Annotated in this window: 8 protein-coding genes; all 8 read right to left on the minus strand. The window is 65.0% G+C overall.

What is annotated here, in order from left to right; translation table 11 throughout:
- Positions 1-35: 35 nt before the first annotated feature.
- Genes HDE78_RS03665 through HDE78_RS03700 form a run of 8 tightly spaced genes read right to left on the minus strand, consistent with a single transcriptional unit; the run spans position 36 to position 16,257 of the window.
- Complete coding sequence (locus tag HDE78_RS03665) at positions 36-1,880, minus strand: beta-galactosidase (RefSeq protein WP_179477179.1); 1,845 nt, start codon at positions 1,878-1,880, stop codon at positions 36-38.
- On the minus strand, positions 1,877-4,234 hold the full coding sequence (locus HDE78_RS03670) for a GH92 family glycosyl hydrolase (protein ID WP_179477180.1): 2,358 nt from the start codon (positions 4,232-4,234) through the stop codon (positions 1,877-1,879). Before HDE78_RS03670 ends, HDE78_RS03665 begins: the two co-directional genes overlap by 4 nt.
- Positions 4,235-4,267: 33 nt before the next feature.
- Entirely contained in the window at positions 4,268-5,707 is a 1,440-nt protein-coding gene (locus HDE78_RS03675; protein ID WP_179477181.1) for a glycoside hydrolase family 125 protein, read from the minus strand.
- A gap of 19 nt (positions 5,708-5,726) precedes the next feature.
- A complete protein-coding gene (locus HDE78_RS03680; RefSeq protein WP_179477182.1) occupies positions 5,727-8,333 on the minus strand; it encodes a glycoside hydrolase family 3 C-terminal domain-containing protein in 2,607 nt (868 codons plus the stop codon).
- The gene (locus tag HDE78_RS03685) at positions 8,330-11,092 is read right to left on the minus strand and encodes a glycoside hydrolase family 2 protein (RefSeq protein ID WP_179477551.1); all 2,763 of its coding nucleotides are present in this window, start codon (positions 11,090-11,092) and stop codon (positions 8,330-8,332) included. Before HDE78_RS03685 ends, HDE78_RS03680 begins: the two co-directional genes overlap by 4 nt.
- 11 nt (positions 11,093-11,103) lie before the next feature.
- Positions 11,104-13,542, minus strand: coding sequence for a family 20 glycosylhydrolase (locus HDE78_RS03690; protein ID WP_179477183.1), 2,439 nt, complete (start codon positions 13,540-13,542; stop codon positions 11,104-11,106).
- Positions 13,543-13,555: 13 nt separating this feature from the next.
- The gene (locus tag HDE78_RS03695; protein ID WP_255457646.1) at positions 13,556-14,584 is read right to left on the minus strand and encodes a glycosyl hydrolase family 18 protein; all 1,029 of its coding nucleotides are present in this window, start codon (positions 14,582-14,584) and stop codon (positions 13,556-13,558) included.
- Between the two features lie 32 nt (positions 14,585-14,616).
- A complete protein-coding gene (locus HDE78_RS03700) occupies positions 14,617-16,257 on the minus strand; it encodes an alpha-L-fucosidase (protein WP_179477185.1) in 1,641 nt (546 codons plus the stop codon).
- Positions 16,258-16,502 lie beyond the last annotated feature (245 nt).

The raw sequence follows: 16,502 nt of genomic DNA on the forward strand, positions 1-16,502 counted from the left end.
GGCGGTATCGAAGCGGCGCGTCCGCACACCATGCGTCAGTGCGCCGGCACCGACCACACCGGCTGCGCCGAGCCGGTGACTTTGGCATCGTGGCTCGTCTGCAGATCGAAGATCACCAGCGTGTTGTCGCCGCGCGCCAGCCACGGTGCCGGCACGTACAGCGAACGCTGCGGACCAATATTCCAGATACGGCCGAGGTTTCGGCCATTGACCCAGGCTGCACCCTTACCGAACGCACTGACATCCAGGTAGGTATCGGCCGGCTGCGCCACGTGCACGCGCGCCCGGTGAAATGCCGGGCCGTCCACGGCGGCGGCGGTCCACCCGTGCAGCGCATCGGGCGAACGCATAGGCAGCGGATAGACCTGCCAATCGCTCAGCCGCTTGCCGTCCAGCCAGACCGGATCGACCAGGCCGGCACGCCCATCGGCCAGGTGCGGGCCGTAGTTGATGCGTCCGGTATTCTCCACCAGGATATCCAGCGTATGGCGGCCCGCGCCAAGTGTGATTGGCAGCGTTTCCTGTTTCAGGGCGCGATCGGCCGTACCCACCTGCTTGCGATCCACGTAGACCGCCGCGTAATCGCGCACATTGCCCAGATAGAGCTGCCCCTTGACCGGCCCGCTGACCTGGGTGCGGTAGAGGATGTAGCCGTAATCCTGGCCGAACTGCTCCATCGGCGCCGGTTGGTCGACATGGATGGGGTCGGGCAGGTTGTCCCACAACGACGCCGACTCGCCCAGGGTGATCGCCGGCAGCGTCATGAACGGCGTCGGCTCCGGCAGCGGCGGTGGCGTGACGCCGGTCGCCCTGGCGATGACCTGACGGAACAGCGCGAACTTGGGCGTGGGCCGGCCGGCTTCGTCCAGCGCCGCGTCGTAGTCATAGCTGGTGGTCTGTGCGACGTAGTGATCGGCCGGGCCGCCCTGGTCGTTGGCACCGTTCATGAAGCCGAAGCTGGTGCCGCCCTCGAACATGTAGAGATTGACCGAATCGCCCTGCCCCAGCATCCACGCCAGTTCGCTTGCCTGCTGGACGGCGTCGGTGTGCGCGTGCTTGCCGCCCCAGCCATCGAACCAGCCGGCCCAGTATTCGCCCACCATGCGCGGTTGCCGCGGACGAAAGGCCGCGAGTTTCGCCAGCGCGCTTTTCGCCTCGCCGGGCGCAAAATTGGCCACCGCCAGCACGCCGGGCAAGGCATCGTTGGCCAGCATGTCGGCGCCATCGGAGGTGAACAGCAGGTTCTGGCCCAGCCCGGCGCGAACCAGCGATTGACGGATGTCGTCCATGTACTGCCGGTCATTGCCATACGAGCCGTATTCGTTCTCCACCTGCACCGCGACGATCGGCCCGCCGCGCGCGGCCATCAACGGCGCCAGCTCCTGCCCCAGACGCTGGAAATACGTCTCGACCGCCGCGAGGTAGGCCGGATCGCGCGTGCGCACGCGCAGGTGCGGATCGGCAAACAGCCAGGCGGGAAAACCGCCGGCCTCCCACTCGGCGCAAACGTAAGGGCCCGGCCGCAGGATCACGTTCAGCCCCTCCTCCTGCGCCATGCGCACGAAGGCAGCCACGTCGTTGCGTCCGCTGAAATCGAACTGGCCGCGCTGCGCTTCCACCGCGTTCCAGAACACATACGTCTGTACCGTATTGAGCCCCATCGCACGCGCCTTGCGCAAGCGATCGCGCCAGTACTCTCGCGGGATACGCTGAAAATGCATCGAGCCGGAGATGATCTGGTACGGCTTACCGTGGCTGACGAAATGATCGCCCTGGATGACGATCGGGCCGGCCGCGACCGGCGTATCGGCCGCGGCTGACCTGCCACAAAAGCCGTACAACACCGCACACAGCGACAGGCTCAGCAGGACGCTCTTCATACTGTTTCGCCGAATGAGGGTGGCAAATCGACCGCCGCCGATCCGTAATGTTTGTTCGGCTTGTCGCCCATCACGAACAGCAGATGACCGCCCGCCGCCAGGTCGGCGTGTCGGAACCAGGTGCGACTGTAAGGCTGGCCGTTCCATTGCACCGACTGGATGTATGGCCGGTCCGGCCCGTTGTCGCGCGCCTCGATCACCAGGCGGCGCCCTTGCGCCATCGTCAGCTCCGCGCGGTCGAACAGCGGACTGCCCAACACATAGGTGGCACTGACCGGATCGACCGGATAGAAGCCCAGCGCGCTCAGCACATACCAAGCGCTGATCTGGCCGCAGTCGTCGTTGCCCGCCAGCCCGTCGGGCTGGTCGCGATACATGCTCTCGCACAACATCCGCACGCGCGACTGGGTTTTGTAATGCTGGCCGGCATAGGCGTACAGATACGCCACATGATGGCTCGGCTCGTTGCCGTGCGCGTACTGGCCGACCATGCCGGCGATATCCGGCGGCGCGTCGGGCGGCAGGGCCGAACTCATGTTGAACAGGTGATCGAGCTTTTTGACGAAAGCATCGCGGCCGCCGAACATCGTCATGTAGTGATAGATGTCGTGCTGGTTCAGGAAGGTCGCTTCCCACGCATTGCTTTCCGTGTAGTCGCGCCATTTCTTGAAGTGACCCAGCCCACGCGGGTCGAACGGGGTCATCCACTGCCCGTCGGTCGCGCGCGGCTGCATGAAATGGTTGGCCGGGTTGAACAGGTGCCGATAGTTGCGCGACTGCGCCAGCAGGGTGCGGTGGTCGTCCATCGCGCCGGCGGCCTTGGCCATTTGCGCCACGGCCCAGTCGTCGTAGGCGTATTCCAGCGTCTTGCTGACCGCCTCCTCGACTGTGTCGCTGGGCAGGTAGCCGAGTTTGCGGTACTGGGCCAGCCCACGGTAGTCATCTTGCAGAGCGCGCTGGCGATAGATCGGCCAGGCGCTGGTGTAGTCGATGCCGGTGAAGCCTTTGGCCTGCGCCTCGGCAATCACCACGGCCGAGTGGTAGCCGATCATGCAGCCGGTTTCCACGCCCTGCAGCGGCCACACGGGCGGCCCGGCCGGACTCTCCTTGGCCATGCGCACCAGGCCGTTGACCAGATCCGGAACCCGTTCGGGCTGGATCAGGGTGAACATCGGATGCAGGGCGCGATAGGTATCCCACAGCGAATACGTGCTGTAGTTGTGGGCACCGTTCGGCAATTGATGGATAGTCATATCCATGCCGCGGTAACGGCCATCGACATCGCTGAACAGCGAGGGGGCCAGCATGGTGTGGTACATCGCGGTGTAGAAAATCCGCTGATCGCGCGCCGACGGCGTGCTGATGCGCACACGCCCCAGTTCGCGCTCCCAAGCCGCCACAGCCGCCGCGTGCACGCCGGCGAAATCCCAGCCGGGCAGTTCGGTGTCGAGATTGCGCACGGCGTTCTCGACGCTGACCGCCGAAATGCCCACTTTCACCAGCAACGGCGTGTCGTGCGCATCGGGGTAATACAGAACCGTCTTGAGATTGGTGCCGCTGGCATGCCGCGCGGTGGCCGCGAGCGCCGTGTCGTTGGCGTACACCTGGGCGCGGGCGAACGGCCGCGACAGCTTCATCGCGAAATAGATATGGCGGCCATCGGCCCACTCGTGCACGCGACGTCCACCGGTCAGCGTGCGGTCGTCGACCACGGTCAGCTCGGCATCGGACACGCGCGTGGGCGTGGTCGGGTTGTCCTGCATGCCGTGGAACAGGTCCACCACCAGATGACCGCTCTGCCCGGCCGGAAAAGTGTATCGATGCAGGCCGGCGCGCTCGGTGGCGGTCAGCTCGGCGCGGATGCCGTAATCTTTCAGCAGCACGCTGTAGTAGCCCGGCGTCGCGGACTCGTCGGCATGGTCGTAGCGCGAGCGGTAACCGGCCTGTGGATTTTCCAGGCTGCCCGGCACGATCTTTACCTCGCCGGTGGCCGGCATCACCAATACGTCGAGCATGTCGCCAATGCCGGTGCCTGACAGATGGGTATGCGAAAACCCCATGATCGAACCATCGTCACGGTAATAACCCGAGCACGAATCCCACACGGCGTTGTACGTGTCCGGACTGAGCTGCACCATGCCGAACGGCAGGCTGGCGCCGGGAAAGGTATGGCCGTGTCCGCCGGTGCCGATGAAGACATCGACGTGCCGGGTCAGGTCGGCGAGCGCGGCGGCGGCGCCGGCGGAAGACTCCATCGCCTTCGGCGGCAACGGCAGCGCGGCGGCGAATCCGTCGCTGGCAGCGGCCAGCGCAAAGGCGATGGCGCCCTGCAAAAAACCTCGACGTGTAAGCATGCATCATCTCGGGTCGGGCCACCGCACGGCGATTCAAGCCTTCAGCAGCGCGGGATGGCGTTGGTTGATATCGACGATCAGCTCGCCGAACAGTGTGTTGGCCCAGGCGAACCAGGGACGGGTGAAATGGGTCGGGTCGTCCTGGTCGAAGGCTTCGTGCATGAAACCGGTGCCTGCATCGGTATCGCGCAGCCACGCCAGGCACTGGGCGATCTCGGCCGGCTCGTCGCTGGTGAGCGCGCGCATCATGATCGACATCGGCCAGATCATCCGCAGCCCTTCGTGCGGGCCGCCGACACCCTCGGCGGCGCGGCCTTGAAAGAAATACGGATTGCGCGTGCTCCACACCCGTGCACGGGTGCGCTGGTACAGCGGGTCGCTGCGCTGGCAGCAGCCAAGATAAGGCAGGCCCAGCAGGCTCGGCACGTTGGCGTCGTCCATGAACAGCTGGTTGCCATAACCGTCGATCTCGTAGGCCCAGTGCGCTTCGCTGCCGGCTTCGCGCATCAGTCCGTCGCGCTGCGTAGCCTGTTCCACTTCCGTAGCCAGCGCCTCGCAGCGCGCGGCGAAATCGTTGTCGTGATGGATCGCGCGGCTCATCTGCGCCAGCTGGCGCAGCGACACCGTCGCGAAAAGATTGGACGGCACCAGCAACGGATAGAGGCAGGCGTCGTCGGACGGACGGAACATCGAGTGAATCATGCCGTTGGGCCGCGTCGGATTGCCGTAACCCGCCAAAAACTGGGTCTCGGTCGGCACCTCCGACACGCGCTGAAAATGATACGGGCCGCGGTCGTGCTTGCGCTGCTGCTCGACGAAAGTGGACAGCACGAGGTGCATGGCCTGGCGCCAGTCGTCATCGAACGGCTCGGTATCGCCAGTGGCCTGCCAGTAACCGTGCGCCAGCCGAACGGGATAGCACAGCGAGTCGACCTCCCACTTGCGCTCGCCCACGCCCGGATACTTGTCCGTCACATCGTGCACGGACCAGCTCAGCGGCGAATCGTGCGGGCCGGGCATGAAGGCATTGGCGTAAGGATCGATACGGATGCAGCGCGCCTGGCGCCGGATCAGACCGCGATAGAGCTGCCGCAGCGCGGCATCGCGCGACGCCAGCGGCAGATAGGGATGCACCTGCGCGGAAGAATCGCGCAGCCACATCGCGTCGATGTCGCCGGTAATGACAAACGTATCCGGCTTGCCGTCGAGGGTGCCGATCTGCACCGTGGTATCGAGCGTGTTGGGGTAGCAGTTTTCAAACATCCACGCCAGCTTGGGATCGGCGATGCTCGCGCGCACCGCGGCCAGCTGACGCTCCACCGCCTGGCTGACGAATTTGCGCCCGGACGGCGGCGGACGCTTGCTCGTCAACCGCGGCGCGGCGGCAGCCAGAGCAACACCAGTACCGGCACCCAGGGCCGATGCCGCGCCAGCCAGCCCCATCCATTTCAACAGCTCGCGACGCGTCGGCATGCTTTTACTCCCCGCCTCATCAGTGCGGCAGCACTTGCTGACCGGTAATCGCGAAATCGGCACTCACACCAGGAGCTGAGTCGGGCTGGCCGCCACCGACGAATACCTGATACTGGCCGGCACTGACCGCACGCGTGCCGCCCTCATCCACCGTGCTGAGATCGCGCGCGGACAGCATGAAGTGCACATGACGCTGCTCGCCGGCCGCCAGATGCACGCGCTGGAAACCCACCAGCGCATGGCGACTGGCCAGCGGCGTCTGCGGCGGCACCAGGTAGACCTGGACGACCTCGTCACCCTCCCGTCCACCATCGTTGCGCACGTCTACACCGACGTCCAGCGGCTGGCCGGCGGTCAGCTGCGTGGACGACAGCGTCGGCGCGGCATATGCAAAATGCGTATAGCTGAGGCCATAGCCGAACGCATACAGCGGCGTGCCGCGGAAATAACGGTAAGTGCGGCCTTGCATGGCATAGCTGACGAACGGCGGCAGGTCGCGACTGGAGCGATAGAAAGTCACCGGCAATCGTCCGCCGGGGTTGTAGTCGCCAGCCAGTGTCTGCGCGATGGCCACACCGCCCTGCGCACCCGGATACCACGCCGCGACGATCGCATCGGCGTGCTGCTGCGCCCAGTTCAGCGCCACCGCGCTGCCGGACATCAGCACCACGACCAGCGGCTTGCCGCTGGCGGCGACACGCTGGAGCAAGGCGTCCTGCGCAGGCGGCAGGTCGATGCCGGTGCGATCGCCGCCGTCGAAACCCGGCACGTCGATTTGCAGTTCTTCGCCTTCCACATCCGGCGACAAGCCGACGAAAGCCATCACCGCATCGGCCTTGGCCACCGCGGCTGCCGCTTCGGCGAGCTGCGCCGTCGCCGGCGCCAGCCATTGCAGTCGGATGCCCTGATCCTGCCCGCTGTGCACCAGTTCCAGCCGGATCGCATGCGGTTGCGTGTCGGCAAAATGGAGCGGCACCTGCAACGCACCGGCGCCGGTGCGATCGCCCAGTACCGGCTTGCCATCGACAAAAAGACGTACCGGATCGTGGCCGGCGCAGTCGAAACAGCGATCCACGTGCACCGCCAGTACGTAGTCGCCCGCGCCGGGCGGCAGCAGCTGGCCATCCCAGCGCACCGCGTAGCGGTCGGCGCGCAACCCTTCGGCCGGCGCGATGTTGTCCCAGTCGAAATCGATCCGTCTGTCGGTGCGCCGCACGGTCGGCGAGCCGCCGAAGTCGGTGTTGTCGAAATAGCTGCCGGCCAGCCCTACCCGGCCCTGAGGATCGCGCAAGGCGGTTTCGGGAACCGGAATCGGCACGGCAGCGGCAATGGGCGAGCCCTGCGCATAGGCCACGCGGTCGGCACCGAAGCGATCACGCAAACCTTGCAACGGCGTGACCGGTGCGCGAGGGGTACCGTGATAGTTCGCTTCCAGCGTTTCCAGCGTATCGGCATTGGGCCCGACGACCGCCAGCCGTGTATCGGGGCGCAGCGGCAAAATGCCGTGCGCGTTTTTCAGCAGCACCATCGACTCCAGCGCGGCGCGGAGCGCGAGCTGCCGGTCGGCCGGCGTATCGACCTGATCGGCGCCGATCATCCGGTAGGGATCAGCGGATGCCGGCGCCAGCTCGCCCAGCCGGTAGCGCGCACTGAACAGGCGCACCAGGGCGCGATCGATCACGGCGCTGTCGAGCTGCCCGTGCTGCACGGCCTGCGTGAGATCGGCATAGGCATGGCCGCAGTCCAGGTCGGTGCTTGCACGAATAGACGCCGCCGAGGACTGCGCATTGTCCGGTTTGAAATAATGGGATTTGGTCATGTCGTCGACCGCATCGCAATCGGACACGACAAAGCCGCGAAAGCCCCAGTCCTTGCGCAGACGCTGATCCAGCAGCCAGGGGTCGGCGCACACCGGCGTACCGTGCAGCGCGTTGTAGGCGCACATCACCGATTCGGCCTGGCCCTCGACGATGGCCGCACGAAACGCCGGCAGATAGGTCGCCTCCAGATCGTGCGGCGACACGTCGATATCGAAGCCGTGCCGACCCGCCTCCGGCCCACTGTGCACGGCCAGGTGCTTGGGCGTGGCGATGGCGCGCGGATGCGCCAGGTCGTCGCCCTGGATGCCGCCGATGAAACCCACCGCCAGCTTGCCGGTGAGGAACGGGTCTTCGCCGTAAGTTTCCTGGCCGCGGCCCCAGCGCGGATCGCGAAAAATATTCACGTTCGGCGACCAGATCGTCAGCCCCTGGTAACGGCCGTGATCGTGGCCGGCACCGATGGCGTTGAAACGCGCGCGCGCCTCGGTCGACACCACCGTGCCCACGCCGTGCAGCAGCCACGGGTTCCAGCTGGCGGCCAGCGCGATGGCCTGGGGGAATACCGTGGCGTAACCGCCACGGGCCAGGCCGTGCAGACCCTCGCCCCACCACTCGTAAGCGGACACGCCAAGGCGCGGTATCGCCGGCGCCCCGCTCTGCGTCTGGTCGACCTTTTCGGCCAGCGTCATCTTCGCCACCAGCGCTGCGGCGCGCGTATCGACAGTGTCATTCGCGGCATTGGCCGATCCACCCGCCAGCGCGAGGATGGCGATGATGCCGGCGACAGCAACACGGGGCGTCGTCATCGCCGTGCCTCCATATCCCGTACCGCGCTGGCCTGTTCCAGCGACGGCTGAACGTTGCCAGCCTTCGCTGTCGGTGTGCCTGCCAGCGTGCTGGTGGCGATAGCGTCAGCCAGGGTTTGCCAGTGCAGCGCATGCTGCAGCGCGTCCAGCGACGCGGCGCTTTTCACGTGCAGCGTTTTCGTTTCGCCGGGCAGCAGATCGAACGCGTTGTCGGACAGCTCGGCGTCCAGATCGCCGAAGGAAATCCATACGTCGCGCGCCAGTGCATCGGCGCTCAGGGTGAGCTGATAACCATCACCGGTCTGCGCCAGCGACGCGTGGATGCCGCCAACCGGCCATGTCAGGTTTTTCGGCTCGTCGAAAAACACCAGACTACGAGACAGCGAGCGATCGCCGTCCATCCAGTCGAATACCGCGAAGGTCTTTTTCGGATCGCCGCCGTGCAAGAGCTTGGCGTCGGGATAACTACCCACCGGCGTACTGGACAGCGGTGCCAGCGTCAGCTGGCCCTCGGCATGCGCCAGCACCTTGCCATCGAACGACATGACCCGCATGCGCCAGTGCGCGGGCATGGCAGTGGTACTGTCGGACACCATCGACACCGCGGTGGTGCCATGGTTGCGCAGTGCGGCAAGCATCTGCGGCGCATAAAAACGGCGGGCGTGGAACTGCAGCGCTTTCCAGCGTCCGAAATAGTCAATGCTCGACCACGACGCTCCCGGCCACACGTCGTTGAGCTGCCAGTACAGCGAGCCCATCGCGTGCGGACGCGACGCGCGCAAATGTTCGGCGGCCAGTTCGATGCCGTGCGCCTGCATCACCTGGCTGAGATAGACGAAGGTGGCGAAGTCTTTCGGCTCGCCATACGCGCGCCGTATGTACAGCAGCAGGCGCTGGTTACCATTGCCGCTGTCGTATTTCTGGTGCGCGCGCATCACCGTCGATTCGCTCTGGCGGTCGGCCGGATCGGTGAAGGCCTCCACGGTGCGCATCACCGGGAACGACTGCAGGCCGTATTCGGACTGGAAGCGCGGCGTGACGTCGAGATATTCCTCCACCGGCTTGGCCTTGCCCGACCACACGTCCCAGTAGTGATAGTCGCCGTCGTCCAGCACGTTGGCCGCGCCATCGTAATCGGTGCTGGGCGTACTGGCCCAGTAGGGCACGTCCGGCGAATAGCGCGCGACCACGTCGCGCAGCACATTGCCGAACAGATTGACCATGCCGGTGACGATGCGCTCGCGCTCGTCGGGGCTGATCGACAGCTTGAAGGCCTGGCGGTCGGCCCAGGATTCCCAACCCGTCTGCACCTCGTTGTTGCCCGCCCACAGCACGATGCTGGGATGATCGCGCAATCGCGTGACCTGCTCGATCGCCTCCTGCCGGGTGTTTTCGCGGTAGGCCACATCGTAAGGCGGTATCGCACCGCCGAACATGAAGTCCTGCCAGACCATCAGGCCGAGCCGGTCGGCCTCGCTGTAGAACGCATCGGGCAGGTAATAACCGCCGCCCCACACGCGCAGCATGTTCATGTTGACGTCGTGCGCGGCAGCGAGCACCTGGCGCATCTGCGCATCGGTGGCCCGTGTGGGGAAACTGTCGAACGGGATCAGGTTGGCGCCCTTGGCGAACACAGGGATGCCGTTGACCACGAACGCGAAACCCTTGCCCCAGGCATCCTTATCGCGGCGCAGCGTTACCGTGCGCAGGCCGGTGGCGTGCTGGGCGCGATACACCTCGCCCTTACCGTCGCTCAGCGTGGCGACGAAGGTATACATGTCCTGAGCGCCGTAACCGGTCGGGTACCACAGGCGCGGTCGATCGATCTGCAGCGGCACGTTCAACGTGTGACGACCTGCCCCCATCGTTACCGTGCGCGTGGCGCTGGTCAAGCGCTGGCCATCCGGGCCGATCGCCTCCACCGTGGCCTGCAGCGGCACGCTGGTATCGGCATCGACATCGAGTTCCACGTCGACTTGCGCAACCTCTTTGGAGATGTCGGTTTGCGCGACGTGGAAATCGGCCACGCGCAGCCTGTTCCAGCTGTCCAGATGGACGCTCTGCCAGATGCCTTCGGTGACGATGCGCGGGCCCCAGTCCCAGCCGTACTGGTACTGCGCCTTGCGGATGTAGTTGGCGGTCTGCTTGCCCTTGGGCTCGTCGCCGAAAGCGGAGTCGAACTCGCCCGGCAACGCATAAGGCTGCTTGAGCAGCCACGGCTTGAGCCGCTTGATCGGCGAATACAGACGTACCTCCAGCGTATTGCTGCCGGCATGCAGTACTGCCTTGGCCGGGATGCGCCACTGTCGGAACATGTTGTCTGTGCTGGTCAGCTTGTGGCCGTTGAGATAGACGTCCGCAAACGTGTCCAGGCCGTCGAACACCAGCTCCACATGCTCGTGCGACAACGTGGCGGAATCGACCCTGAACGTCGTGCGGTACTGCCAGTCGGACAAACCGACCCACTGGATGGCCGCCTCGTTATCGCGCACGAACGGATCGCTGACCCGTTTATCGCCGAGCAGATCGGTCTGTACCGTGCCCGGCACCGTCGCCGATTGCCAGCTCGTGGTGCCCGGATGCACGGCGGCGGCGCTATCGCCGGGAGCGAGACGGTATTGCCAGCCCTGATTCAATGACTGACGATCCAGCGACTGCCGGTCGAGCGGTACCTGCGCGGCGACACTGGAATAAGCCGCTGAAAGCAGGATCGCCGCCAGCCATCGGCAGCGGCCGATGGCTAACGCGCGCGCAGGCATGTGCCGGGACATCATGGTTCGGTTTTCCCCGAGGAAAGGTGAGAGACGGCGGGCTTCGCCGTCGGAATCAGTTGCACCGTGCCGATGGCGTAGAGCGGGCCGTTCGACGGCGCCGTGAAGCGCATGCACAGGTCGTGCTGGCCGCTTTGCGCAGGCAGGTCGCCGCGCAGATTCAGGCGCGTACCCAATGCATCACCCGCCGGCAGCGGCAGGCGTGTCAGCACCGCGCCGTCGCAGCTATCCAGCCGCACTTCGAGTTCGCCGAAGGGCGTGGCTCGCGGATAGCCGATCACCTTGACCTGGTCGTGGGCCAGACCGAAGTTGCGCGGCAGGCGCGCCGCGTCGACGCGTATCGCGCCGATGCCGTCCAGCCGCGCGGCCGGGTAGATCTTGCACGCGCGGAAGATGTCGGCGTTGTACACGGGAGTATCCGGCGCAGCGAGGTCCGGCAGCAGCGGCAGGCGCAGGCCGCTGTCGCCATCCGGGCAGGGTCGAAGCTCAATGCTGGACAGCGTCCGCAGGCTTTCGTCGTCGAAGCGGCGGCTGCGCGTAGCCGCCAACGCCGTACCGTCGGCCGCGAAGGCGCGCGCGCGTACCGTGGCCGGCAGGCCGAGGTCGAACGGGCCCGCATAGCGCGCCGATGCCGGCGTGGGCTCGCTGCCATCGGTGCTGTAATGAATCTGGCCGTAGCCCGCAGAACCGTCATCGACCTGGTTGCCGAGCGCGATGCGTGCCTTGCCGCTGGACAGCGTTGCATCGACGCTGCCGTCGAGCGTGATGTCCACCGCAAAGGCACTGTCGGCGTACGGGATGCCCAACGCGCGGTATCGCTGCAGTTGGGGCGCAAGGCGGGTCAGAAAACCGGGCCAGTCGCGCTGCGCCGGCATCGACCACGCCACTTCCGAAAACGCGTCGATGCGTGGAAAAAGCGCGTGGTCGATATGCCAGGCCGAGGGCAAAAACTCCGACCACAGCGTGGCTTCAGTGCCCAGCACGTGGCCGGCCTGCGCCGCCGTCAGCGAGCGGTCGATGGGATCGAAGGCATACACTGTTTTCAGCGGCAATACGTCGTAGCGTCCGTTGGGTTCGTCCGCGCGCAGGCTTTGCAGATGATCGAAATACAGCGAGCCGCCGGGCGCAAGCACCACGTCGTGACCCAGGCGCGCCGCGTCGATGGCGCCCTGCGTGCCGCGCCAGGACATGACCGAGGCGCTGGCCGGCAGACCGCCTTCGAGTATCTCGTCCCAGCCGATCAGCCGGCGGCCGTGCTTTTCCAGATACTTGCCGACCTGATCGATGAACCAGCTCTGCATCGCATCTTCGGTTTTGATGCCGAGTTGCTTCATCTGCGCCTGCACGGCAGGTGAAGCCTTCCACTGATCCTTGATCGCCTCGTCGCCACCGACGTGGATGTAGGTCGAGGGGAACAACGTCATCACCTCGTCGAGGACGTTGTCAATGAAAGCCAAACTGCCGGCATGGGTAGCGTAAAGATAAGGATTGACGCCCCAGTCGACCGACACCGGCGGACGCGCGCCAGTCACGCCGACGCGGTCAGGGTACGCGGCGACGGCCGCCTGTGCATGCCCGGGCATGTCCAACTCGGGCACTACAGTGATATGCCGCGCCGACGCGTAGGCCACGATGTCGCGCACCTGCGCCTGGGTATAAAAGCCGCCGTAGCGTGCAGGCTCGCCATGCGCGCCCGCACCCGGCGGCGTGCGCCACGCGCCGGTGGTGGTGAGTTCGGGATAACGCGTGATCTGCAGCCGCCAACCCTGGTCGTCGGTGAGATGCCAGTGAAAAACATTGAGCTTGTGCTCGGCCATGGCGTCGAGCAGATGCTTGACCGTGTCGACGCTCTGGAAATGTCGGGCCGAGTCGAGCATCAGGCCGCGCCAGCGGAATCGCGGCCAGTCACGCACGCTCATCGCGGGCACGGCGACCGCACCGTGGCGATCGTCCGGAGTCAGCAGCTGCCACAAGGTCATGGCGCCGTAAAACAGGCCGGCGCTATCGCGCGCGGTGAGGCTTATGCCATCGCCATCCACCGTCAGCGCATAGCCTTCGGGCTCGGTGACCGGTGCGTCGCTGGTGAGCGCCACGCGGATCGCATGCGGCGATGCCGTCGATTCCTGCCGAACGCCCAGCTTCAGCGAACGCGTGTGCTGCAGCCGGGCGGCCAGATCCTGCACGGCAGCGAGTGCCGCCGTGTCGCCCGTCGGCACGGAAAGCACGGTATCGCCGGTTATTTCAAAGCGGCCGTCGTGCCGCTCGACCTGCGCCGGCATGGGAATCAACGGCAGCGGCGGCGCCTGACCGGCCCGAGTCAGGACCGGGGTTGCCAGCATGGCCATCGCCCATCCGATAACGAGCCCCAAGCGCCCTGCTGTGCTGCGCCGCACAGGACCGCCCTGCGCTGACGACCGGCCGGTCGACACTGATTTCATCACGCGCTCCGTTTCAACGCTTCACGATGGGCAGGGCATCCCAGATCTTCGGATCTTCCGCACCCAGCACCCAGGAACAGAAACCTTCCAGGTTGTACTGATGCACCAGCTGCAGGCGGTCGTTGAAACTGTGCGCGTCGGGCATGAAGACCCACTCGCGCATGTCGTCGCGATAGAAGTAATACCAGGACTCGTGTTCCACCGGGTCCCACTGGATCTGCGCACCCTGCTCCTTGGCCAGTGGGAACGACGCATCGGCGTCGATGTAGTCGGCACTGATGTTGGAGGCCTCGGTGCCATCGGCCTTCACCGGATTGCCGGTGAACCAGTGATAGCCGTACAGGGCGATACCCAGCGAAAGCTTCTCTTTGGGTACGTATTTGAGCGCGTAATCCAGATGCTTGAGCATCCACGGCAACGCATCGACCGGGCCCGGCGTGGTCCAGCGGGTGTGCTGGTCGTAGGTCATCAGGCAGATCAGGTCGGCGTACTTGCCCAGCGCAGCCAGATCGTAAGCGCCACGCCAGTATTCCCACATCCACTTGGAAAACTCGCCTTCGCCGGCGTGGCCCGGCGCATTGGGCACCACGGCGATCGACAACTGCAGTCCGTGCTTGTGCAGCGCCTCGGCCGTTTGCCTGGCCATCAGCGTATAGGCATCGCGATCGGTCCACGAGATGCTCTCGAAGTCGAACTGGAAACCGGTGTAGCCGTATTCCTTGGCCTGCTGCAGCATCGAGTCGATCATCTGCTGCTTGGCGGTTTCGTCATGCAGCAGATCGTGAAAGCCCTTGCGGCCTGCCGTCATCGAAATGATCGGCATCACCGGCAGGCGATGTTCCTTGGCCACTTTCAGCACATAAGGATTAGGGCCGCCGTTGACCAGGCCCTGGCTGTCCACCCCGTACCAGGTGGGCACCAGCAGGCCGATCTTGTCGACGTGGGCAATCATCGAGTCGACCGACTTTTGCGTGTTCATCATGTAGAACAAGGCGGCCGGCTCCGCGGCATGTGCGGTATGTGCAGCACCGCCGAGCATCATGGCGGCACACAGCCACTGGAAGAATCTTTTCATCATGGGTTCCCGTTACTTGAATCGATACCAGGCATCGCGATGCGAAAAACATAGGCGCCCTCGCCCGACGGCTTACCCGGCAAGTGGATGTGCAGACCATCGGCACACTGGGTTGTCTTGAGCGTGCGCCCGTCGGCCAGCAGCGTGACCGCACCGGCATGGTCGGACGGTTTGATCGAATGGATCACCGATTCGGCGTTGTCCGGCCAGCCCAGCTCGATGGCATACAGCGCACCCGGCCGGGTGGTGAAGCGAAAATCATCGGCGGTATAAGGTTTGGTCTTGATGTCCTGAAAACTTCCGCTGGCCACCTCGGTAGGACCTTCGCCGAACACGCGCCAGGGTCGGGTGTCGTAGATGGCCTGGCCGTTGACCTTCAGCCAGCCGCCGATAGCCAGCAGAATGTCGCGCTCGGCGTCGGGAATGGTGCCGTCGGCGCGCGGACCGATATTGAGCATCAGGTTGCCGTTCTTGCTCACGACATCGGCCAGCAGGTGGATCAGCACGGTGGGCGACTTGTAGGTATCGCCGTCCACGTAGCCCCACGACTTGTCGCTCACCGAGGTATCGGTTTGCCAGTGACGCGCCTGGATGCCGGCCAATTGCCCGCGTTCGATATCGAGCACGCCGGCACCTTCGGGAAAATCGCCCAACTTGTAGTTGACCACCACCCCATCGCGCTTCGCGCCCTGGTTGTAGTAGTAGGCCAGCATCTTCGGCAGCGTGTTGCGGAAAGTCGGATGACCGATCCACCAGTCGAAATAGATCATGTCCGGATGGTAGTCGTCGATCAGCTCGGCCGTGCGCGCCAGCCAGTCGTCCAGCCACGCCTGCGAGACGTAGGTCCAGTCCTCGGCAAGTTTCTGGTCGTCCTTGGACAAATGATCTTCCGCCGGGCCGTACAGTCCTGCGTAGCGCGGATCGTTGACGTCCGAATCGACATGCCGGCCGCCATCGAAGAACCAATCGTGCTCGGCGCGATGCGAGGACACGCCGAAGCGCAGGCCCTGCGCACGCACGGCTTTTTCCAGCAATCCGATGATGTCTTTGTGCGGCCCCATCTGGGCGGCAGTCCACTGCGACAGTTTGGAGTCGTACATCGCAAAACCGTCGTGGTGTTCGGCAACCGGCACCACGTAACGCGCGCCGGCGGCCTTGAACAAGGCGGCCCAGGTCGAGGCATCGAAGCGCTGGGCCTTGAACAGCGGAATGAAATCCTTGTAACCGAATGCCGACAGCGCGCCGTACGTAGCGATTTGGTGGAGATATTCCGTGCTGCCCTTTTGGTACATCAGGCGCGGATACCACTCGCTGCCGAATGCCGGCACCGAGTAAACGCCCCAGTGGATGAAGATGCCGAACTTGGCATTGTCGTACCAGCCGGGGGATCGGTACGTTTCCAGCGATGCCCAGTCCGCGTGGAACGGACCGTCGTCCATGTGCCCGGCAACACGACTAAGAATGGCGCTGCGTTCAGGCGCGAATTTTGCGGCCGCGTCTTGCCATGCCTGATCGGCCTGCCGTGGCGTGAGCGTGCCGGCCGTAGGCGACGTGGGCGACGGCGACACCGCATCCGCCTGAGACGGAAGCTGACAAGACAGACCGATCAGGGCCGCACTGGCGATCGTCGATAATTTCATGCGAACCGTGTCTCCGTAACGGGGGGATCGAAAGTGCGGGTTAGATGCGACACATGGCTGTAGCAACGCCAAAGCATTCCACCTTCGCCTGTGGCGCGTTCCACCGTTCGTTTAAACAGCATGGCCAACGATGAAGACCCTAGGCCTCGGCGTTGGCAGAATATCCTGCATGGGATGCACTGGGAGCAGGGACAACGAAGTACCTCCCGATAACCACCTTTGCTGCGGGAATCGTGCACGCGTTG

This window comes from Rhodanobacter sp. K2T2 (assembly GCF_013408815.1).
Taxonomy (GTDB): domain Bacteria; phylum Pseudomonadota; class Gammaproteobacteria; order Xanthomonadales; family Rhodanobacteraceae; genus Rhodanobacter.

What these genes read in the sequence shown, in the direction of transcription:
- HDE78_RS03665 (WP_179477179.1), bottom strand. Translation starts at nt 1,880, where the DNA reads ATGAAGAGCGTCCTGCTGAGCCTGTCGCTGTGTGCGGTGTTGTACGGC.
- HDE78_RS03670 (WP_179477180.1), bottom strand. Translation starts at nt 4,234, where the DNA reads ATGCTTACACGTCGAGGTTTTTTGCAGGGCGCCATCGCCTTTGCGCTG.
- HDE78_RS03675 (WP_179477181.1), bottom strand. Translation starts at nt 5,707, where the DNA reads ATGCCGACGCGTCGCGAGCTGTTGAAATGGATGGGGCTGGCTGGCGCG.
- HDE78_RS03680 (WP_179477182.1), bottom strand. Translation starts at nt 8,333, where the DNA reads ATGACGACGCCCCGTGTTGCTGTCGCCGGCATCATCGCCATCCTCGCG.
- HDE78_RS03685 (WP_179477551.1), bottom strand. Translation starts at nt 11,092, where the DNA reads ATGCCTGCGCGCGCGTTAGCCATCGGCCGCTGCCGATGGCTGGCGGCG.
- HDE78_RS03690 (WP_179477183.1), bottom strand. Translation starts at nt 13,542, where the DNA reads ATGAAATCAGTGTCGACCGGCCGGTCGTCAGCGCAGGGCGGTCCTGTG.
- HDE78_RS03695 (WP_255457646.1), bottom strand. Translation starts at nt 14,584, where the DNA reads ATGATGCTCGGCGGTGCTGCACATACCGCACATGCCGCGGAGCCGGCC.
- HDE78_RS03700 (WP_179477185.1), bottom strand. Translation starts at nt 16,257, where the DNA reads ATGAAATTATCGACGATCGCCAGTGCGGCCCTGATCGGTCTGTCTTGT.